Here is a 21,959-nt window from a genome sequence, read left to right on the forward strand (position 1 = left end):
GCCGCCCGGGCCCGGTGGGCCTAGGGCCTGTCGTTTGGATCAGTCCGGCGTCGCGGGGTCTGGCACGCCCTCCCCCAGAGGGGGGACCCCAAGGCGTTGTCGTCGGTTGCCGACGCTCCGCGTCGACGCCCTCCTCCGCCTTGCAGCTGCACGCACCAGACCCCGCTCGGCTCGGTTGCCATGTACCGCTTCTTGCGGCCGGCCTGATCCAAACGACAGGCCCTAGCCGTTGTCCTCGCGGAGCCGGAACCAGTAGAAGCCGTGTCCCGCCAGCGTCAGCAAGTACGGCAGTTCGCCGATGGCCGGGAATCGCACCCCGCCGAACAGCTCCACCGGGTTGCGTCCGTCGAACCGCCGCAGGTCCAGCTCGGTCGGCTGCGCGAACCGGGAGAAGTTGTGCACGCACAGGACGATGTCGTCCTCGTACTCCCGCAGGAACGCCAGCACGGCCGGGTTGGACGACTGGAGTTCGGTGTACGTGCCGAGTCCGAAGGCCGGGTTCTGCTTACGGATCTCGATCATGCGCCGGGTCCAGTGCAGCAGGGACGACGGCGACGCCATGGAGGCCTCGACGTTCGTCACCTGGTAGCCGTAGACCGGGTCCATGATCGTGGGCAGGTAGAGGCGGCCCGGATCGCTTGAGGAGAAGCCCGCGTTGCGGTCCGGGGTCCACTGCATGGGCGTGCGGACGGCGTCCCGGTCGCCGAGCCAGATGTTGTCGCCCATGCCGATCTCGTCCCCGTAGTAGAGGATCGGCGAGCCCGGGAGCGAGAGCAGCAGAGCCGTGAAGAGCTCGATCTGGTTGCGGTCGTTGTCGAGCAGGGGCGCGAGCCTGCGGCGGATGCCGATGTTGGCGCGCATGCGGGGGTCCTTGGCGTATTCCGCCCACATGTAGTCGCGTTCCTCGTCGGTGACCATCTCCAGGGTCAGCTCGTCGTGGTTGCGCAGGAAGATGCCCCACTGGCAGCCCGAGGGGATCGCCGGGGTCTTGGCGAGGATCTCCGAGACCGGGTAGCGGGATTCGCGGCGGACCGCCATGAAGATGCGCGGCATGACGGGGAAGTGGAAGGCCATGTGGCACTCGTCGCCGCCGCTGCTGAAGTCGCCGAAGTAGTCGACGACGTCCTCCGGCCACTGGTTGGCCTCCGCCAGGAGCACCGTGTCCGGATAGTGCGCGTCGATCTCCTTGCGCACCCGCTTCAGGAACTCATGGCTCGCCGGAAGGTTTTCGCAGTTGGTGCCTTCCTGCGCGTACAGGTACGGCACCGCGTCAAGACGGAAGCCGTCGATGCCCAGGTCCAGCCAGAACCGCAGCGCAGAGATCATCTCCTCCTGCACGGCCGGGTTCTCGTAGTTGAGGTCCGGCTGGTGGGAGAAGAACCGGTGGAAGAAGTACTGCTTGCGGACCGGGTCGAAGGTCCAGTTGGAGGCCTCGGTGTCGACGAAGATGATCCGCGCGTCCGCGTATTGCTTATCGTCGTCGGCCCACATGTAGTAGTCGCCGTAGGGACCCTCGGGGTCCTTTCTCGACTCCTGGAACCACGGGTGCTGGTCGCTCGTGTGGTTCATGACGAAGTCGATGATGACCCGCATGCCGCGCTGGTGGGCGGCGTCGACGAACTCGACGAAGTCGGCGAGGTCGCCGAACTCGGGCAGGACGGCGGTGTAGTCGGAGACGTCGTAGCCGCCGTCCCGCAGGGGGGACTTGAAGAACGGGGGCAGCCACAGACAGTCCACGCCGAGCCACTGGAGATAGTCCAGCTTGGCGGTCAGGCCCTTGAGATCACCGACGCCGTCACCGTTGCTGTCCTGGAAGGAACGGACGAGCACCTCGTAGAAGACGGCGCGTTTGAACCAGTCGGGGTCCCGGTCGCCCGCTGGGGTGTCCTCGAAGGTGTCCGGGACGGGCTCGTTGACGATCATTTTGTGGGTGACCCTCCGATCTGCGGGGTGGACGGTCGCAGAACCGAGAAGACGTGCGCGGGCCGCTGACCCGGATCGAGGCGCACATAGTTGGTCCTGCCCCAGTGATAGGTCTCGCCGGAGAGCTCGTCGCGCACCGGCACCGACTCGTGCCAGTCCAGGCCGAGTTGCGGCATGTCCAACGAGACCGTGGCCTCCTGGGTGTGGTGGGGGTCGAGGTTGACGACCACCAGAACCGTGTTCGACCCCGACCGCTTCGAGTAGACGATCACCTGATCCTTGTCGGCGTGATGGAAGTGGAGACTACGCAGCTGTCGTAGGGCGGGACTCGCGCGGCGGACGGCGTTGAGCTTGGTGATGAGTGGAGCGATGGTGTCCGGGGTGTCCCAGTCACGTGGACGCAACTGGTACTTCTCCGAGTCGAGGTACTCTTCGCTGCCCTCGCGCAGGGCGGTGTTCTCGCACAGTTCGTAGCCGCTGTAGATGCCCCAGGTCGGCGAGAGGGTGGCCGCGAGGACCGCGCGCAGCGCGAACGCGGGGCGCCCGCCGTGCTGGAGGAAGGCGTGCAGGATGTCGGGGGTGTTGGCGAAGAAGTTCGGCCGCATGTAGGCCGCCGCCTCACCCGAGAGTTCCGTGAGGTACTCGGTCAGCTCCCGCTTGCTGTTGCGCCAGGTGAAGTACGTGTACGACTGCTGGAAACCGACCTGGGCCAGGGTGCGCATCATCGCCGGGCGGGTGAACGCCTCGGCCAGGAAGATCACATCGGGGTCGGTGCGGTTGATCTCCCCGATCACCCGCTCCCAGAACAGCACCGGCTTGGTGTGCGGGTTGTCCACCCGGAAGATCCGCACCCCGCAGCCCATCCAGTGCCGCAGCACCCGCAGCGTCTCCGCGACCAGCCCGTCCAGGTCCGCGTCGAAGGCGATGGGGTAGATGTCCTGGTACTTCTTCGGCGGGTTCTCCGCATAGGCGATGGTGCCGTCCGGGCGGTGATGGAACCACTCCGGGTGCTTGTGCACCCAGGGATGGTCCGGCGAGCACTGCAACGCGAAGTCCAGCGCCACCTCCAGACCCTCCTGCCGGGCCTGCCGGACGAACCAGGTGAAGTCCTCCAGCGTGCCCAGCGCCGGGTGCACGGCGTCGTGCCCGCCCTCCGGGGAGCCGATCGCCCACGGCACGCCGACGTCCTCGGGGGCGGGGTCGAGGGTGTTGTTGCGGCCCTTGCGGAACGTGCTGCCGATGGGATGGATCGGCGGGAGATACACGACGTCGAAACCCATCGCCGCGATCTCCGGCAGCCGGCGCGCCGCCGTCCGGAACGTCCCGTGCGGCACCTCCGCCGTCCCCTCGGAACGGGGGAAGAACTCGTACCACGACCCGAACAACGCCCGCTCCCGCTCCACCAGCAACGGCAACGGATCCGAGACGGTCACCAACTCCCGTAGTGGATACCGCGAGAGGACCTTGTCCACCTCGGGGGTCAGCGCCGCCGCGAGACGGGCTGTCGGGGCGTGGGTCTCGTCCCGGAGGTTGGCGGCCGCGGTGAGCAGGACGGGCCGCTGCTTGGCGGGGACCTCGGTGGCCGCCCGCTCGTACAGCCGGGCGCCCTCCTCCAGGACCAGCTCCGTGTCCATCCCCGCCGGAATCTTGATCCGGGCGTGGTGGCGCCAGGTGGTGACCGGATCGCCCCACGCCTCCACGGTGTACGTCCACAGGCCAGGGGTGTCCGGAGTGACGTCGGCGCCCCAGCGGTCGGTGCCCGGCGCCAGTTCGCGCATCGGGGTCCACGGGCCCGGACGGCCCTCGGGGTCCCGCAGGACGACATTGGCGGCCACGGCGTCGTGACCCTCGCGGAACACCGTCGCCGAGACCTGGAACGTCTCGCCCGTCACCGCCTTGGCGGGCCGACGGCCGCGCTGGACGAACGGACGGACGTCGAGCACTGGTATGCGCCCGACACCGGGGACCTGGGCCGTGGGGGGTGCCCCCGCGGTGGGCGGTCCGGCGGTGGCCGGGCGGTGTACGGGGGGTGCTTCGGACTTGCGTGTCGGGGGTGCCGACGAGTGGTGCGTGGCGGGCATGACCGCTCCTGTCCGCGTCAACGTGGGTGGGCGGATGGCTATGGGGAGGTGGGTCCTGCGGGGTGCTGCTGTGGTGTGCCTGTGGGGCGTACCGGAGGAGCCTTCCCACCCTATTCGGGTGGGCAATCCGGCACTTTGTTAACTACTCACGCGTATGTCGGCACACAAGACCGGCCCCGTCCGGCTGGGACGGGGCCGATCCTTCCGCCTCGTTCTCAACGGGCCGCGAACAGGCCGCTACGAACCCGGTACCTGGAGCAGTTTGTTCGGTGAGCCGAGCCCACGCCCGGAGACCTTTCCGCTCGCCGCCTTCGCCCGCAGGGCCTTGGTCACTTGCGCGGGCGTGGCCGTGCGACGGTCGGCGAGGTAGAGCGCGGCCGCCCCCGCCGCGTGCGGCGCCGCCATCGACGTACCGGAGTAGGTGGCTTTGGCGCTGTCGCTCGCGTACGACGTCGAGGTGATGGCGACGCCCGGGGCGAACAGGTCGAGGGCCGAGCCGTAGTTCGAGAAGCCCGCCCGGGCGTCCCCGCGGTCGGTCGCGCCGACCGTGAGGGCGGGGCCCACACTGGCCGGTGAGTAGAGGGCCGCCGGGAGACCGTCGTTGCCCGCGGCGACCGTGTAGGTGACGCCGGAGGCGATGGAGTTGTGTACGGCGGCGTTCAGCTGGGCGTTGTAGCTGCCGCCCAGGCTGAGGTTGGCGACCGCCGGTTTGCGGGCGTTCCTGGTCACCCAGTCGATGCCCGCGATGGCCTGGGCGGTCGTGCCGGCGCCGGCGTTGTCCAGGACCCGCACGGAGACCACCTTCGCCCGTTTGGCGACGCCGTACTTCGACCCGGCGACCGTGCCCGCGACATGGGTGCCGTGGCCGTTGCCGTCGCCCGCGGACTTGTCGCCGCCGACGAAGTCCCAGCCGTGTCTCGCCCGGCCGCCGAAGTCCTTGTGCGAGATCCGGACGCCGGTGTCGATCACATACACCGTCACCCCGGCGCCCGCGGAATCCGGCCAGGTGTAGCTCTGGTTGAGCGGCAGGTTCCGCTGATCGACACGGTCGAGTCCCCAGGACGGTGGATTCTTCTGGGTGTGTTCCAGGGTCACCCTGGTGTCCTGGACGACCGAGGCGACCCGGGGGTCCGCCGCGAGCCGCTCGGCCTGTCTCTCACTCGCGGTGATCGCGTAGCCGTTGAGAACCGTGCCGTAGGTGTGGCTGATTTTCGCCCCGTACGTCTCGGCCAGCCCTCTGCCGGCAGCCGAGGGAGCCTGTGTTCCCCCCTTGAGTGTCACCAGGTAGCTTCCGCTGACGGTGCCGGGCTGACCGGCGCCGAGTATCCGCCCCTCCGGTGCGGCGTGCGCGGGCGGGCTGATGGCCGAAAGTGCCGCGGCACAGGTCACCGCGGTCAGCCCCCCTGCCCAGCGCAGACGCCTGGTGCGCGTCCGTGCCATGGTCCGAGTCCCCTCCTCGACTCGGCGTCCGGCCACTGCTGAACGCCGGGTGCACCCGGCGCGGGCCGGTACGCCCATCAGCAGCCTCTCGTGGGGGTGAAGTCACCACAAGGACGCCTACGGGGGCGGAATCGGCCATATCGCCGATGGCGGATCCATGAAGGTTGCGGCGCTTTTCGGACGGACTGTGCGGGTAGTCCGGATGGAGCCAGGCTCCAGCTTCACCGGAGACGCGGGAAAAGGCGCCGTGGTTACGGAGCGCCGTCACCGATACCGTGCAGATGATGACAGGACGCACACCGCCGTGCGTCCTCTTCCGCACGCCTGCCGAGGTGGAATGTGAAGGCGATCCGTCGATTCACCGTCCGTCCCGTTCTCCCCGAACCCCTCCGGCCGCTCAGTGATCTGGCGCGCAATCTGCGCTGGTCCTGGCATGCGGAGACCCGCGATCTCTTCCAGTCCGTGGATCCCGAGCGCTGGGCCTCCTGCGACGGTGACCCGATAAGACTGCTGGGCAGTGTGTCTCCGGACCGGCTGGCCGAACTGGCCGAGGACCGCCGCTTCCTGCGCCGGCTGACCGCGGCCGCCGACGACCTCGCCGACTATGTCGCCGGGGACCGCTGGTACCAGACCCAGTCGGCCGAGCTCCCGACGGCCGTAGCCTATTTCTCCCCCGAGTTCGGCATCACCGCCGCCCTGCCGCAGTACTCCGGCGGCCTCGGCATCCTGGCCGGCGACCACCTCAAGGCCGCCAGCGATCTCGGGGTGCCGCTGATCGGGGTGGGGCTGCTGTACCGCCACGGCTACTTCCGGCAGACCCTTTCGAGGGACGGCTGGCAGCAGGAGCACTACCCGGTGCTCGATCCCAACGAGCTGCCGGTCGGCCTGCTCAGGGAGGCCGACTCCGCCCCGACACAGGTCTCCCTCGCCCTGCCCGGCGGCCGTTCGCTGCACGCCCGGGTCTGGCTGGCCCAGGTGGGCCGGGTCCCGCTGCTGCTGCTCGACTCCGACGTGGAGGAGAACGATCTCGGCGAGCGCGGGGTGACGGACCGGCTCTACGGCGGTGGCAGTGAACACCGGCTGCTCCAGGAGATGCTCCTCGGCATAGGAGGTGTGCGGGCGGTCCGGACGTACTGCCGACTGACCGGACACGCCGAACCCGAGGTCTTCCACACCAACGAGGGGCACGCGGGCTTCCTCGGCCTGGAGCGGATCGCCGAACTCGTCGACCAGGGGCTGGACTTCGACGCCGGTCTGGAGGCGGTGCGGGCGGGCACGGTCTTCACCACCCACACCCCGGTCCCGGCCGGAATCGACCGCTTCGACCGCGAGCTGGTCGCCCGCCACTTCGGCACCGACGCCGAACTCCCGCGCATCGACGTCGAACGCGTCCTCCAGCTCGGCATGGAAACCTACCCGGGCGGCGAGCCGAACCTCTTCAACATGGCGGTGATGGGCCTGCGCCTGGGCCAGCGCGCCAACGGGGTCTCGCTGCTGCACGGCAACGTCAGCCGGGAGATGTTCTCCGGGCTCTGGCCGGGCTTCGACGCCGACGAGGTGCCGATCACCTCGGTCACCAACGGCGTGCACGCCCCGACCTGGGTGGCCCCCGAGGTGTTCCGGCTCGGCGCGCGGCAGATCGGTGCCCAGCGCACCGAGGACGCGCTCACCGTCGGCGGCTCGGACCGCTGGGACGCGGTGGCCGACATCCCCGACCAGGACATCTTCGAGCTGCGCCGGGTGCTGCGCGAGCAGCTGGTGGTGGAGGTCCGCGAGCGACTGCGGGCCTCCTGGCGGCAGCGTGGGGCGGGCAGCGCGGAGCTGGGCTGGATCGACGGGGTGCTGGATCCCGACGTGCTGACCATCGGCTTCGCGCGCCGGGTGCCGTCGTACAAGCGGCTGACGCTGATGCTGCGGGACCGGGACCGGCTGCTGGATCTGCTGCTGCACCCGGAGCGGCCGGTGCAGATCGTGGTGGCGGGCAAGGCGCATCCGGCGGACGACGGCGGCAAGCGGCTGATCCAGGACCTGGTGCGGTTCGCCGACGATCCGCGGGTCCGGCACCGCATCGTCTTCCTGCCCGACTACGGCATGGCGATGGCGCAGAAGCTCTACCCGGGCTGCGACATCTGGCTGAACAATCCGCTCCGGCCGCTGGAGGCGTGCGGTACCAGCGGGATGAAGGCGGCCCTCAACGGCTGTCTCAACCTCTCGGTCCTGGACGGCTGGTGGGACGAGTGGTTCCAGCCCGACTTCGGCTGGGCCATCCCCACCGCGGACGGCTCGCAGACGGACCCGGACCGGCGTGACGACATCGAGGCGGCGGCGCTGTACGACCTGCTGGAGCAGCGGGTCACCCCGCGGTTCTACGAGCGCGGCCAGGCCGGACTGCCGGACCGCTGGATCGAGATGGTCCGTCAGACCCTCACCCTGCTCGGCCCGAAGGTGCTGGCCGGGCGGATGGTCCGGGAGTACGTCGAGCGCCTCTACACCCCGGCCGCGCTGGCCCACCGCTCGATGGACGCGGACTCGGCGCGGGAACTGGCGGAATGGAAGGCGCGGGTGCGGGGAGCCTGGCACGGCGTGAGCGTCGACCATGTGGAGACCTCGGTGGCCGCGACCACCGCCGAGCTGGGCACGACCCTGAGCCTCCGGGTCCGGGTCGGCCTCGGCGAACTGGCGCCGGACGACGTGGAGGTGCAGGCGGTCTCCGGCCGGGTGGACGGGGAGGACCGCATCACCGACGCGGCGACGGTCCCGCTGAAGCCGACCGCCGGCCCCGACCTGGACGGGCGCTGGGTCTACGAGGGCCCGCTCTCCCTGGACCGCACCGGGCCCTACGGCTACACGGTACGGATCCTTCCGGCGCACCGGCTGCTGGCGTCCGGCGCGGAACTGGGCCTGGTCACCTCGCCCTCGCAGGACGTGGTGGAGGGTGCCGGAGTGCTCATGCGCTGAGGCCCTGGAGCGGGGGCGTCACTCGGTGTCGCCCCCGCACAGCCTGCGCAGCACCACCCCGCACCGGCGGGCGTACGCCTGCTGCAGGCCGCGGGTGGCCGGGCCGCCCGCGCGGGAGTACCACTTCGCGCTCCGGCTGAAGGCGTGCACCGTCAGCCAGACGGTGCCGTCCCCGGTGCGGTCCACCACGAAGGACTCCTCGCCGCACTCCGGATGGCCGGCCAGCGTGCCGTACGCCCAGCCCGCGCGGCGGTGCTCCTCCACCGTCCACACCACCCGGCAGGGCGCCTTGATGACCCCGGCCAGGGTGACCGTGACGTCCACGCCGGGTGCCGCCCGCTCCGCGGCGGCGTGTATGCCGATGCCCATCGCCCGGTGCATGTCCCAGGTCAGCACGGCCTCGGCGGCGCGGCCGAAGACCTCGGTGCCCTCTCCGATGCGGGTGCGGACATGCAGCGGGTGGAAACCGGGCGGGCAGAAGTCGTGCTCCCGGGTACCGCCGACGTCGTCATAGCTGAAGGACATGGGGCCCTAGCGTAGGGCGGCACCCGGGCCGCCGTCGGCCCGGGTGCCGCCTGTCGACGCGGGGTGGGTCAGCTGACGTTGACCGCGGTCCAGGCCGCGGCGACCGCCTTGTACTCGGTGCTGGTGGAGCCGTACAGGGCCGAGGCCGCGCTCAGCGTCGCGGTGCGGGCGCCCTTGTAGTTGGTGGTCGAGGTCATGTACTCGGTGAGCGCCTTGTACCAGATCTTGACCGCCTTGTCCCGGCCGATGCCGGTGAGCGTGGAGCTGTTGTACGTCGGCGAGTTGTAGCTGACGCCGTTGATCGTCTTCGCGCCGCTGCCCTCGGACAGCAGGAAGAAGAAGTGGTTGGCGGGGCCGGACGAGTAGTGCACGTCCAGGTTGGCCAGCGACGACGACCAGTAGTTGGCGGACGAGCCGTCCTTGCTCGGCTGGTCCATGTACCGCAGCGGCGTGCCGTCGCCGTTGATGTCGATCTTCTCGCCGATGAGGTAGTCGCCGGTGTCCTTGGTGTTGGCCGCGTAGAACTCCACGGCCGTGCCGAAGATGTCCGAGGTCGCCTCGTTCAGGCCGCCCGACTCACCGGAGTAGTTGAGCCCCGCGGTGTTGGAGGTGACGCCGTGGGTCATCTCGTGGCCGGCCACGTCCAGGGACGTCAGCGGCTTCACGTTGCCCTCGCCGTCGCCGTACGTCATGCAGAAGCAGCTGTCCGACCAGAAGGCGTTGACGTAGGCGTTGCCGTAGTGGACCCGGGAGTAGGCGGCGACGCCGTTGTTCTTGATGCCGTTGCGGCCGAGGACGTTCTTGTAGAAGTCCCAGGTGACCTGGGCGCCGTAGTGGGCGTCCACGGCGGCGGTCTGCGAGGTGGAGGAGCTGGAGGCCGCGCCGGTGCCCCAGGTGTCGTCCGCGTCGGTGAACAGGGTGCCCGCCGAGGAGGAGGTGGCGCGCGCCTTGTTGTAGGTCTTGTGGGCGCCGCGCGAGGCGTCGTTGAGCTGGTACGTCGAGCCGGACAGCGAGGTGCCGACGGTCACCGTGCCGCTGTACTGGCTGTTGCCGGTACCGGTCTGGATCGCCTCCCACTCGTACAGCTTCTCGCCGCTCTGCGCGTCGGTGATGACGTGCAGCTCCTGCGGGGTGCCGTCGTGCTGGAAGCCGCCGACGACCGTCTCGTAGGCGAGCCTCGGGGTGCCGCTCGCGGCCCAGACGACCTTGCGCGGGGCCTTGTCGGCGGCGGACTTGGTGGAGCCCTCGGCCTTGGCGGCCTTGACGGCCTGCTTCTCGGCGGCCGACTTGGTGACGTCCGCGGTGAGGTCGGCGACCTTGACGGCGGCCTTCGCGGCCTTGGTGACGCCCTGGGTCTTCCCGGACGCCGACTCGTGGACGATCAGGTCGCCGCCGAGGACGGGGAGTCCGGCGTAGGTGCGCTCGTAGCGGGTGTGGGTCGAGCCGTCGGCGTCCTGGACGACGTCCTTGACCACCAGCTCTTCCTGGGCGCCGAGACCTATCTCGTCGGCGGTGGTGGGGGCCTGGGCGGCCGCCTGCTGGATCAGCGCGGTGCGGGCGGCGGCGGTGAGCTGGAGCGGGGTGGCGCCGGCGGCCGGGTCGGTCCTGGCGGCGGCACCGGTGCTGGTCAGGCCGGTGGTGAGGAGGGCTCCGGCCGCGATCGCGGTGGCGATGGCCAGGGTGGTGCGCTTGTGACGCGCGTAGCGGGGGGTCACACAAGCTCCTTATGTGGGGGAGGGCTGGGAAGTTGTGCGGCGGGTGAGGAGAGAGTGACATCAGAGACGCGTACATGTCAGGACCCCCAAATGATGTTGGCTGAAACCCGACTGTCCGGTGAACGTTTCCAAAAGGTAAAGCGGGCGCCGTCCCGGGGAGTTGAACCACCGGGACGGCGCCCTGTCTCAAGGGAGCGGGACGTCTACGGGAACGTCAGCTTCCAGCTGTTGATGTAGCCGGTATCGATCGCCGCGTTGTCCTGGACCCGCAGCTGCCAGGTGCCGTTGGCGACCTCGGAGGAGGCGTTCACCGTGTACGTGGTGTTCAGGTTGTCCGAACTGCCACCGGTGCCGTAGCCCTTCAGCGTGTACGCGGTGCCGTCGGGGGCGACCAGCTGGACCTGGAGGTCGCCGACGTAGGTGTGGACGATGTCCACGCCGACCTGGAGGTTGGACGGCGCGTTGCCGGTCCGGCCGGAGACGGTGATCGACGAGGTGACCGCGGCACCGCGGTCCGGGATCGCCACGTCGGCGGTGTTCTCGAAGGTGGTACCGCCACCTCCGCCGTCACCGGGCCGCGAACCCACCGCGATGCCCGCCCAGGCGTGCTGCACGGCCGCGTATTCGGGGCTGGTCGTGCCGTAGAGCTCACCGGCCGCCGCGAGGGTGCCGGTGCGGGCGCCCGCGTAGTTGGTGTTGGACGCGAACTTCGTGGTCAGCGCCCGGAACCAGATCTTCTCGGCCTTGTCCCGGCCGATACCGGTGACCGGAAGGCCGTCCGAGGTGGCCGAGTTGTAGGTGACACCGTTGATGGTCTTGGTGCCGCTGCCCTCGCTCAGCAGGTAGAAGAAGTGGTTGGCGGGGCCGGAGGAGTAGTGCACATCGATCGACCCGATGCCGGAGTACCAGCTGTCCTTGGACGCGCCGTCCTTGCTCGGCTTGTCCATGTAACGCAGCGGCGTACCGTCGCCGTTGATGTTGATCTCCTCGCCGATGAGGTAGTCACCGACGTCGGAGGAGTTGTTGGCGAAGAACTCCACGGTCGAGCCGAAGATGTCCGAGGTCGCCTCGTTCAGACCGCCGGACTCGCCGCTGTAGACCAGACGCGCGGTGTTGGCGGTGAGCCCGTGGGTCATCTCGTGCGCGGCCACGTCGATCGACGTCAGCGGGTTGGCGTTGCCGGAGCCGTCGCCGTACGTCATGCAGAAGCAGCTGTCGGACCAGAACGCGTTGACGTAGTTGTTGCCGTAGTGGACCCGCGAGTAGGCGCCGACGCCGTCACCACGGATACCGCTGCGGCCATGCACGTTCTTGTAGTAGTCCCAGGTCAGCGCGGCGCCGTAGTGGGCATCGGCGGCGGCCGATTCCAGGTTGGACGGGCTGCCGTTGCCCCACACGTCGTCGGAGCCGGAGAACAGCGTCCCGGTGCCGGAGGTGCCGCGGTTGAGGTTGTACGTCTTGTGCCCGCCGCGCGCGCCGTCGGTGAGGTTGTACGTCGAACCCGACTGCGTGGTGGTGAGGTCGACCGTGCCGGAGTACACCGTGTTGCCGGTGCCGGTCTCGATCGCCTCCCACTCGAACAGCTTCTCGCCCGTGGTGGCGTCGGTGACGACGTGCAGCTCCTGCGGGGTGCCGTCGTGCTGGAGGCCGCCGACGACCGTCTCGAAGGCGACCTTCGGGGTGCCGCTCGCGGCCCAGATCACCTTGCGGGGCGCCCGGTTGACGTCCGCGTCCTTGGCCTTCTCCGCCTTCGCGGCGGACAGCGCCTGCCGCTCGGCCTTCGCCGCGGACACGGCCGCCTTGGTGGTGGCCGGCTTGATGGCCTTCTTGGTGGCCTTCACGACCGCGGCCGTGGCGTCGGACTTGGTGCTCTTGACGACGAGGTCGCCGCCTAGCACCGGAAGGCCGTCGTAGGTGCGCTCGTAGCGCGTGTGGATCGTGCCGTTGCCGTCCTTCAGGACGTCCCGGACGACCAGCTTCTCCTGGGCGCCGAGGCCCAGTTCGCGGGCGGTGTCCGCCGAGGCGGCGTTCGCCGTGCGCATCAGCGCGGCGCGCTGGGCGGGGGTGAGCTTGACCGACTCGGCGCCCGGGAGGACCTGGCCGGCGGCCGACGGGGCCTTCTCCGGGGCGGCGGTGGCGGCGCCCGACTGGACGGCCGCGGCGATCAGGGCGGAGACGCCGACGAGGGCGACAGCGGCGGCCCGGCGGGTGGTGGATCTGTGGGAGGTGCGTCGGTCTGAGGAACTGCTTCTCAAAACTGACTCCTTCTGCGCGGCCGCGGATCGCGCGGCCAGGGGAGACCGTCCGGCGGGTGGGCCGGCCGGGCAGAGCGGGGTAGTGCGCAGAACCACGTGCGGGAGCGTCGGCCGTCCACAGCGCGGGCGAGCTATGGGGTTGCTGTGAAGCGGCCGTGGGAAGAGTGGCAGGAGATCGCCGGTTCTGTCAGGGGCGCGTCAGAAACTTGGCCGGATTTGGTTCGTTGTCCGGGAGTTCATGTTCGTTATACGGACGCTTCAGGCCAAGTGTCCCGAGCCGCCTCAAGCCAGGCTGTCCCGCCAGGCCCGGTGCAGATCCGCGAACCGCCCCGTCCCCGCGACGAGTTCGGCGGGCGAGCCGTCCTCCACGATCCGTCCGTGCTCCATGACCAGCACCCGGTCCGCGATCTCCACGGTCGACAGCCGGTGCGCGATCACCACCGCCGTACGCCCGTGCAGCACCGTCGCCATCGCCCGCTGCACCGCCCGCTCCCCGGGGATGTCCAGCGAGCTGGTCGCCTCGTCGAGGATCAGCACCGCCGGATCCGCCAGCAACGCCCGTGCAAACGCGACGAGTTGACGCTGACCGGCGGAGATGCGGCCGCCCCGCTTGCGTACGTCCGTGTCGTAGCCGTCGGGCAGGGCGCTGATGAACTCATGGGCGCCGATCGCCTTCGCGGCCCGCTCGATCTCCTCGCGGGTGGCGTCCGGACGCCCGATGGCGATGTTCTCGGCGACCGTGCCCGAGAACAGGAACGCCTCCTGGGTCACCATCACCACCCCGCGCCGCAGTTCGGGCACGGACAGCTCGCGCAGATCGACCCCGTCCAGCAGGACGCGGCCCTCGGAGGGGTCGTAGAACCGGGCCAGCAGCTTCGCCAGCGTCGACTTGCCGGCGCCGGTCGAGCCGACCACCGCGACCGTCTGCCCGGCCGGGAGGGCGAGGTCGAAGACGGGCAGCACCTCGCCGCCGGTGCGGTAGGCGAACCGCACCCCGTCGAAGACGACCGCGCGGCCCGGGTGCTCGGACTCAAGTGCCGGGAGCTGCCTGGGGGTTGACGGCTCCGGCACGGACGGCGTCTGCGCCAGCAGGCCCGCGATCTTCTCCAGGGAGGCCGCCGCCGACTGGTAGGAGTTCAGGAACATGCCGAGCCGGTCGATCGGGTCGTACAGCCGCCGCAGATACAGCACCGCCGCCGCCAGCACTCCGAGCGCCAGGGTGTCGCCCGCGACCCGGTGCGCGCCCCACAGCACGATCAGCGCGACGGACGTGTTGGCCACCACCCGGGAGCCGACCACATAGCGGGCCATCTCCAGCAGCGCGTCCCCGTTGGTGCGCTCATGGCGCTGGTTCAGTACGGCGAAGTCGGCGTCGTTGACGGCCTCGCGGCGGAACGCGCGCACCGGCCGGATGCCGTTCATCGTCTCCACGAACTTCACGATCACCGCGGCGATGGCCGTCGACCGCAGCCGGTACACCCGCCCGGCCCGCCGCCGGTAGCCGCGCATGAGCACATACAGCGGCACGAAGGACGCCACCGCGACCGCGCCGAGCCCGAGGTCGAGCCAGAGCAGCATCGCGGAGATGTAGACGAACGACAGGATGACCGTGACCAGTTCCTGGAGTCCCTCGCTGAGCAGCTCCCGCAGCGACTCCACGTCCGCGGTGGAGCGGGAGATCAGCCGGCCGCTCGTGTACCGCTCATGGAAGTCCACGCTCAGCGCCTGCGCGTGCCGGAAGATCCGGCCGCGCAGATCCAGCAGCACATCCTGGTTCACGCGGGCCGCGGTGATGACGAACGCGTACTGCAGGGCGCCGGAGACGACCGCGCAGAGCAGATAGCCGACGGCCACCGCGATCAGCGGGCCGTGGTCGTCGCGCCGGAACGCGGGGACGGCCTCGTCGATGGCGTACGCCACCAGCAGCGGTCCCGCCTGCACGGCCGCCTGCTGGACGAGCAGCAGCAGCGTGGTCAGGGCGACGCGCGCCTTCATCGGGGCGAGCAGCGAACGCAGCAGCGTGCCGGTGGCGCCCGGTGGAGTGGGCAGCACGTCCCGGTCGAAGGGGTCGCCGGACTCCTCGGGCGCCGGGGCCGCCTTGGCCGGTGCCGTGGTGGTGGGCGCCGTCATCGCTGGTCCTCCTCGTCCGATCCCGACATCAGATGCGCGTACTCGGCGCTGGAGCGCAGCAGTTCTTGATGGGTGCCGACCGCGGTGATCCGCCCCTCGGACAGCAGCGCGACCCGGTCGGCGAGCAGCACGGTGGACGGGCGGTGCGCCACGATCAGCGCGGTCGTCTCCGCCAGCACCTCCCGCAGCGCGGCCTCCACGGCGGCCTCGGTGTGCACGTCGAGCGCGGACAGCGGATCGTCCAGCACCAGGAACCGCGGCCGCCCCACGACGGCCCTGGCGAGCGCCAGCCGCTGCCGCTGCCCGCCGGAGAGACTGAGCCCCTGCTCGCCGACCTGGGTGCCGGTGCCGTCGGGCAGGGCGTGCGCGAAGTCGGCCTGAGCGACGGAGAGCGCGCGTTCGAGTTCGAGGGCCCCGGCGGTGTCATCGGCCCCCATCAGCACGTTCTCCCCGACGGAGGCGGAGAAGAGGGTGGGCTCCTCGAAGGCGACGGCGACCATGGCCCGCAGCTCCGCGCGCGACATCGCCATGATGTCCGCCCCGTCGAGCGTGATCCGCCCGGAGGTCACCTCGTGCAGGCGCGGCACGAGCGCGGTGAGCGTGGTCTTCCCGGAGCCGGTCGCCCCGACCAGGGCCATGGACTCACCGGGACGGATGTGCAGGTCGATGCGGTCGAGGACGGGCGGGGAGTCGGGAGCGGCGTCGGGGTAGCGGAAGGAGACGGCGTGGAAGCGGAGTCCGTCGGAGCCGGCCACCGGCCCGGCCTTCCTGCCGGGTTCCGCCGACTCCACGTCCTCGTCCATCACCTCGAAGAACCGCTCCGTGGCGGTCGCCGCCTCCTGGCTCATCGCCAGCAGGAACCCGATCGACTCGACGGGCCACCGCAGCGCGAGTGCCGTGGAGAGAAAGGCCACCAGCGTCCCCGCCGACAACGCCCCGTCCGCGACCTGCACGCACCCCACCACCAGCGCCGCCCCGACCGCCACCTCCGGCAGCGTCACGATGACCGCCCAGATGACCGCCAGCAGCCGGGCCTTGCGCAGTTCCGTCCCCCGCAGCGTCCACGACAGCTCCCGGAACGCCCGCGCCTGACTGCGGTGCCGCCCGAACCCCTTGATGATCCGGATGCCGAGCACGCTCTCCTCGACCACCGTCGTCAGATCCCCGACCTGGTCCTGCGCCCGCCGTGCCACCTCGGCGTACCGCTTCTCGAAGACCACGCACATCACGATCACCGGCACCACGGGCCCGAGGATCACCAGCCCCAGCGTCCAGTCCTGAAGCAGCATGATGATCACGCCGACCAGGATGGTCACGCCGTTGACCAGCAGGAAGGTCAGCGGAAAGGCGAGGAACATGCGCAGCAGCATCAGATCGGTGGTCGCCCGGGACAGCAACTGCCCGGACGCCCACCGGTCGTGGAAGGCGACCGGAAGCCGCTGCAGATGCCGGTAGAGCCCAGCCCGCATCTCCGCCTCGACATGCGACAGCGGCCGGGCCACCAGCCACCGCCGCAGCCCGAACAGCACCGCCTCACCGAGCCCGAGCAGCAGCAGGAACAGCGCCCCGAGCCACACCCCGGGCGAATCCCGGTCGGCGACCGGGCCGTCCACCATCCACTTCAGCACGAGCGGGATCACCAGCCCCACACAGGAGGCGAGCACCGCCACGAACGCGGCGGTGAACAACCGCGCCCGCACGGGCCGGACATACGGCCACAGACGCAACAGGGTCCGGACGGCGGAGCGTTCCGCAGGGGCTTTCGGTGTGGTGGGCATCAGCAGCGAGCCTACGGTTCGCCACTGACATCGCCCACCGAGTTTCGGGTCGGCCCGCCGGGCTCAGCCCACCACCCTGAGCAGCAGCACCGCCCGCCCCGGCACCGTGATCGCCGCCCCCGCCCGATGCGTCTCGCCCGGCGCCTCCTCCTGCTCCTCCCGGGAGGTGTCCACGACCACCTCGTACTCCTCCGCCCACGGCGGCGCCGGCAGGACGAAGCTCACCGGCTCGTCCCCGGCGTGCAGTACAGCCAGAAAGCTGTCGTCGACGATCGGCGCGCCGCGCTCGTCGCGGCCCGGGATGTCCCGCCCGGACAGATACATGCCGAGGGTGGCGGCGGGCGCGTACCAGTCCTGCTCCGTCATCTCCGTGCCCCGCGCGGTGAACCAGGCCAGATCCCGCAGCCCGTCCGCTGAGTGCGCCCGCCCGGAGAAGAAGGCCCGGCGGCGCAGCACCGGATGCCGGTGGCGCAGGGCGATCAGCCGCGAGGTCAGCTCGAACAGCGCCTTCCAGCCCGGGTCCTCCAGCAGGCCCCAGTCCAGCCAGCTGATCTCGTTGTCCTGGCAGTAGGCGTTGTTGTTGCCGCGCTGGGTGCGCCCCAGCTCATCGCCCGCGACCAGCATCGGCACCCCCGTCGACAGCAGCAGCGTCGTCAGCAGGTTCCGCAGCTGACGGCGCCGGAGCGCCCGTACCCCCTCCTCGTCCGACTCCCCTTCCGCGCCGCAGTTCCAGGCCCGGTTGTCGTCCGTGCCGTCGCGGTTGCCCTCGCCGTTGGCCTCGTTGTGCTTGTGCTCGTAGGACACGAGGTCGCGCAGGGTGAAACCGTCGTGCGCCGTCACGAAGTTGACCGAGGCGTACGGCCGCCGCCCGCCCCACGCGTACAGATCGCTCGACCCCGACAGCCGGTAGCCGAGATCCCGTACGTCCGGCAGCGCGCCCCGCCAGAAGTCCCGGACGGCGTTGCGGTAGCGGTCGTTCCACTCCGTCCACAGCGGGGGAAAGGCGCCGACCTGATAGCCGCCCGAGCCCACGTCCCACGGTTCGGCGATCAGCTTCACCCGGCTCAGCAGCGGATCCTGGGCGATCACGGCGAGGAACGGCGAGAGCATGTCGACGTCGTGCATGGAGCGGGCCAGCGCGGCGGCCAGGTCGAAGCGGAAGCCGTCGACGCCCATCTCCGTCACCCAGTAGCGCAGCGAGTCGGTGATCAGGCGCAGCACCTGGGGCTGGACCACATGGAGGGTGTTGCCGCAGCCCGTGTAGTCGGCGTACCGGCGCGCGTCCGACTGGAGCCGGTAGTAGCCGCGGTTGTCGATGCCCTTGAGCGACAGCGTCGGACCCAGCTCGCCCGCCTCCGCGGTGTGGTTGTAGACCACATCGAGGATCACCTCGATGCCCGCCTCGTGCAGCGCCCGCACCATCCGCTTGAACTCGCCGACCTGCCCGCCCCGCGTCCCGGCGGCCGCGTACCCGGCGTGCGGGGCGAAGTAGCCGATGGAGTTGTAGCCCCAGTAGTTCTTCAGACCCCGGCGCAGCAGATGGTCCTCGTGCGCGAACTGATGGACCGGCAGCAGCTCCACCGCGGTCACGCCCAGCTTCACCAGGTGCTCGATCGCGGCCGGGTGCGCGAGACCGGCGTACGTCCCGCGCAGCTCCTCGGGGATCCCGGGATGCAGCTTGGTGAACCCCCTGACGTGCACCTCGTAGATGACCGAGTCCGCCCACGGAGTCTTCGGCCGCCGGTCGTCCGTCCAGTCGTCGTCATCGTGCACCACGACACCCTTCGGGACGTACGGCGCCGAGTCCCGGTCGTCCCGGACGGTGTCCGCGACCTGCTGCTGCGGCCAGTCCCGGACATGGCCGTACACCTCCGGCGGCAGCCCGAAGTCGCCGTCCACCGCGCGGGCGTACGGGTCGAGGAGCAGCTTGGCCGGGTTCCAGCGGGCGCCGGTCCAGGGGTCCCAGCGGCCGTGCACCCGGTAGCCGTAGCGCTGGCCCGGCAGCACCCCGGGCACGAAACCGTGCCAGATCTCGTGCGTCAGCTCGGTCAGCCTGGCCCGGGTCTCCTTGCCCGACTCGTCGAACAGACACAGCTCGACCGCCTCCGCCCCGCCCGCCCACAGCGCGAAGTTGGTGCCGGCCACCCCGTCCGGGCCGACCCGGAAACGGGCGCCCAGCGGCGTCGGCGCGCCCGGCCACACGGGCATGCCGGGCGTCCGGCGCGGGGTTCCGTTCAGTACGGCTCCCGGAACCTCGGCGGCACTCTCCTGAGCCACCGCCTGACGCTCGGCTGCGCTGCTGGTCACCTTGGGCCTCCCACGGCTCTCGGGACGGCGTGCGAACGGGCATGCCAAAACCCCGGCAGCGGCTCCCCGTCGCGTCGTCCTCCCCACTGTTCTGCCCAGCGCTTGGCTCGCACTCACGTTTCCCCGGAGCGGGCCCCGTCGTTGGGCACCTCGTGAGGCATGCACAAGGGCGCGCGCGGCGCGCGGGGGCCGCGCTGGCCGCCGTACTGACATGGGCAGGACTGCTGGCGGGGGCCGCCGGCTGTACTTCGGACACCACCGGCGGGGTCGGTCTGGGCGGACTCGGCAAACCCCGGGCACCACAGGAGGTCATCAGGGTCACACCGGACGACGGCAGCAAGGGCGTGGACCCCGAAGAGGCGCTGCTGGTACGGGTGAACAGCGGACGCCTGGAATCGGTGAAGGTCATCAGGTCCCAGGACGCGCAGGAGACCCCGGTGCCCGGGCAGATCTCCCCCGACGGGCTGCGCTGGGAGCCCGACGACCAGAAGCTGGCGCTGGCCGCCCGCTACACCGTCGACGTGGTGGCCCTGGACGGCCACGGCCGCCGCTCCGCCCGGCACACCACCTTCACCACCTACGTCCCCGAGGAACGCTTCATCGGGTACGTCTCCCCGGAGAACCGCTCCACGGTCGGCACCGGAATGATCGTCTCCCTGGAGTTCAACCGGGAGATCGCCAACCGCGCGGCCGTGGAACGCGCCGTGCACGTCACCGCCCGCCCGGCGGTCGAGATCCGCCCGCACTGGTTCGGCAAGGGCCGCCTCGACTTCCGCCCCGAGACGTACTGGAGGCCCGGCACCCAGGTCACCGTCTCCCTCAAGCTCCGTGACGTGGAGGGCGCGCCCGGCGTCTACGGCCTTCAGTACAAGACGTTCTCCTTCACGGTCGGCCGCCATCAGGTCTCCACCGTCGACGCCGCCGCGCACACCATGGACGTGCGGCGCGAGGGCGAACTGCTCGCCACCGTGCCGATCACGGCGGGCGCCCCGAGGACCACCACCTACAACGGCAAGATGGTCGTCACCGAGATGCTCGAAGTGACCCGGATGAACGGCGCGACGGTCGGCTTCACCGACGACGACGGCAGGGGCGAGTACGACATCCCGGACGTGCCGCACGCCATGCGGCTGACCGAGTCCGGCACCTTCCTGCACGGCAACTACTGGGCGCCGGACGCCTTCGGGAAGGTCAACGTCAGCCACGGCTGCGTGGGGCTCAGGGACGTCAAGGGCGGCAGCTCGGACACCCCGGCGGGCTGGTTCTTCGACCGCAGCCTCATCGGGGACGTGGTCGAGGTCGTCCACAGCAAGGACAAGAAGGTGGCTCCCGACAACGGCCTCGGCGGATGGAATATGGGCTGGAACGCGTGGAAGGCCGGGAGTGCGGTGAAGTAACGGGACAGAGGGGTCACTTGGCGCACCTTTCCGTCGAAGTCGGCATGGAACTCGGTACGGAACGGTGACAATCGCGGGGCGCCGAGCCGGATGACCTTGTGGTTAATATGCGCCGAGCGCGTGCTGACGCGCGGGGGCGGGGCCTGACCAGGCCCGGTGAGGGGAGAGAAGGACTTGAACGTGCGACCGATATCGGGGGCGTCGGTTGACGCGCGCGTGAGCGGGCCGAAGGGGCGCGCGCGGCGGAGGTGGACGGCGGTGCTGGCCGGCGGACTGCTGCTGGCCACCGCCGCGTGCGGCGGGGGTTCGGACTCGGGCTCCGGCGACGGCAAGGGCAAGCCCGGCGGTGACTCCGGGCAGGCCGAGAGCGGGCCGTCGCAGGCCGTGGTCTCCATAGCCCCCAAGGACGGCTCGAAGTCCGTCGACACCAGCGGTGCCCTCAAGGTCAGCGCGAGCAAGGGCAAGCTGTCCGAGGTCGTCGTCAAGGACGGCAAGGGCAAGGCGATATCCGGGAAGATCACCGACGGGGGCGCGAGCTGGACGCCGTCCACCCACCTGTCGGCGGCCACCAAGTACACCGTGCACGCGGTGGCCAAGGACTCCGAGGGCCGCGAGGCCGCCGAGGACTCCAGCTTCACCACGCTGACGCCGCAGAACACTTTCACCGGCTCCTTCACTCCGGAGGACGGTTCGAAGGTCGGCGTCGGAATGCCGTTCTCGCTCCGCTTCGACCGGGGCATCACCAACCCGGACGAGGTCCGGGACGCGGTGCGGATCAAGACCGAACCGGCCGTGGACGTCCAGGGCCACTGGTTCGGCAACGACCGCCTCGACTTCCGCCCCGAGAAGTACTGGAAGGAAGGCACCAAGGTCACCGTCGACCTCAACCTCGACGGCGTCGAGGGCCGGGACGGCGTCTACGGCGAGCAGAAGAAGACCGTCACCTTCACCATCGGCCGTGACCAGGTCTCCGTCGTCGACGTGAAGACCAAGCACATGAAGGTCATGCAGGACGGCAAGGTCGTCAAGACCCTCCCGGTCACCACCGGCAAGCCCGGGTACGACACCTGGAACGGCCAGATGGTCATCACCGAGAAGTTCGTCCAGACCCGGATGAACGGCGACACGGTCGGCTATGACGGCGAGTACGACATCGACGACGTCCCGCACGCCATGCGCCTGAGCCAGTCCGGCACCTTCATCCACGGCAACTACTGGGGCGGCGACGCCTTCGGCAACTACAACGCCAGCCACGGCTGTGTCGGCCTGCGCGACGTCAAGGGCGCCTGGGACGGCTCCACTCCGGCCGCCTGGTTCTTCAAGCACTCCATGATCGGCGACGTGGTGGTCGTGAAGAACTCCAACGACCGGACCATCGCCCCGGACAACGGCCTCAACGGCTGGAACATGTCCTGGGAGGAGTGGACGAAGTAGCGCGGGTCACGGGGGC

The 21,959-nt window shown here is 70.2% G+C and carries 12 protein-coding genes; 3 read left to right on the plus strand and 9 right to left on the minus strand.

The genetic code is table 11. The annotated features are described in order from the left end of the window. Positions 1–222 precede the first annotated feature (222 nt). From treS to STRCI_RS28040, 3 genes are all read right to left on the minus strand, one after another. On the minus strand, positions 223–1,923 hold the full coding sequence (treS, locus tag STRCI_RS28030; protein ID WP_269661737.1) for a maltose alpha-D-glucosyltransferase: 1,701 nt from the start codon (positions 1,921–1,923) through the stop codon (positions 223–225). Then, positions 1,920–4,004, minus strand: a complete 2,085-nt coding sequence (locus STRCI_RS28035) for an alpha-1,4-glucan--maltose-1-phosphate maltosyltransferase (protein WP_269661738.1) — start codon at positions 4,002–4,004, stop codon at positions 1,920–1,922. The genes treS and STRCI_RS28035 overlap by 4 nt, the downstream gene beginning before the upstream one ends. 237 nt (positions 4,005–4,241) lie before the next feature. Further along, positions 4,242–5,444 carry a S8 family peptidase gene (locus STRCI_RS28040; RefSeq protein ID WP_269661739.1) on the minus strand — a complete coding sequence of 401 codons (1,203 nt, stop codon included), beginning with the start codon at positions 5,442–5,444 and terminating at the stop codon, positions 4,242–4,244. Positions 5,445–5,783: 339 nt separating this feature from the next. Here STRCI_RS28040 and glgP point away from each other — a divergent pair, with 339 nt between their 5' ends. Then, on the plus strand, positions 5,784–8,402 hold the full coding sequence (gene glgP, locus STRCI_RS28045) for an alpha-glucan family phosphorylase (RefSeq protein WP_269661740.1): 2,619 nt from the start codon (positions 5,784–5,786) through the stop codon (positions 8,400–8,402). 18 nt (positions 8,403–8,420) lie between these two features. Here glgP and STRCI_RS28050 read toward each other — a convergent pair whose 3' ends face one another. The 6 genes from STRCI_RS28050 to glgX form a co-directional block, all read right to left on the minus strand. Beyond that, positions 8,421–8,927 (minus strand): DUF1990 family protein, encoded by a 507-nt coding sequence (locus tag STRCI_RS28050; RefSeq protein ID WP_269661741.1) that lies wholly within the window; start codon positions 8,925–8,927, stop codon positions 8,421–8,423. Positions 8,928–8,995: 68 nt separating this feature from the next. Next, complete coding sequence (locus STRCI_RS28055) at positions 8,996–10,642, minus strand: M4 family metallopeptidase (RefSeq protein ID WP_269661742.1); 1,647 nt, start codon at positions 10,640–10,642, stop codon at positions 8,996–8,998. Between the two features lie 203 nt (positions 10,643–10,845). Next, positions 10,846–12,897 (minus strand): M4 family metallopeptidase, encoded by a 2,052-nt coding sequence (locus STRCI_RS28060; protein ID WP_269661743.1) that lies wholly within the window; start codon positions 12,895–12,897, stop codon positions 10,846–10,848. Between the two features lie 282 nt (positions 12,898–13,179). Then, on the minus strand, positions 13,180–15,027 hold the full coding sequence (locus STRCI_RS28065) for an ABC transporter ATP-binding protein (RefSeq protein WP_269661744.1): 1,848 nt from the start codon (positions 15,025–15,027) through the stop codon (positions 13,180–13,182). After that, positions 15,024–16,805 carry an ABC transporter ATP-binding protein gene (locus STRCI_RS28070; RefSeq protein ID WP_269661745.1) on the minus strand — a complete coding sequence of 594 codons (1,782 nt, stop codon included), beginning with the start codon at positions 16,803–16,805 and terminating at the stop codon, positions 15,024–15,026. The genes STRCI_RS28065 and STRCI_RS28070 overlap by 4 nt, the downstream gene beginning before the upstream one ends. 63 nt (positions 16,806–16,868) lie before the next feature. Further along, on the minus strand, positions 16,869–19,112 hold the full coding sequence (glgX, locus tag STRCI_RS28075) for a glycogen debranching protein GlgX (RefSeq protein WP_269661746.1): 2,244 nt from the start codon (positions 19,110–19,112) through the stop codon (positions 16,869–16,871). 152 nt (positions 19,113–19,264) lie between these two features. Between glgX and STRCI_RS28080 the strand changes: the two genes are divergently transcribed. After that, positions 19,265–20,509: a L,D-transpeptidase gene (locus STRCI_RS28080; protein WP_269661747.1), complete on the plus strand. Its 1,245-nt coding sequence runs from the start codon at positions 19,265–19,267 to the stop codon at positions 20,507–20,509. 174 nt (positions 20,510–20,683) lie between these two features. Continuing rightward, positions 20,684–21,943 carry a L,D-transpeptidase gene (locus STRCI_RS28085; protein ID WP_418953384.1) on the plus strand — a complete coding sequence of 420 codons (1,260 nt, stop codon included), beginning with the start codon at positions 20,684–20,686 and terminating at the stop codon, positions 21,941–21,943. The last annotated feature ends 16 nt before the right edge of the window (positions 21,944–21,959 follow it).

The organism is Streptomyces cinnabarinus (assembly GCF_027270315.1).
In the GTDB taxonomy this organism is placed as follows: domain Bacteria; phylum Actinomycetota; class Actinomycetes; order Streptomycetales; family Streptomycetaceae; genus Streptomyces; species Streptomyces cinnabarinus.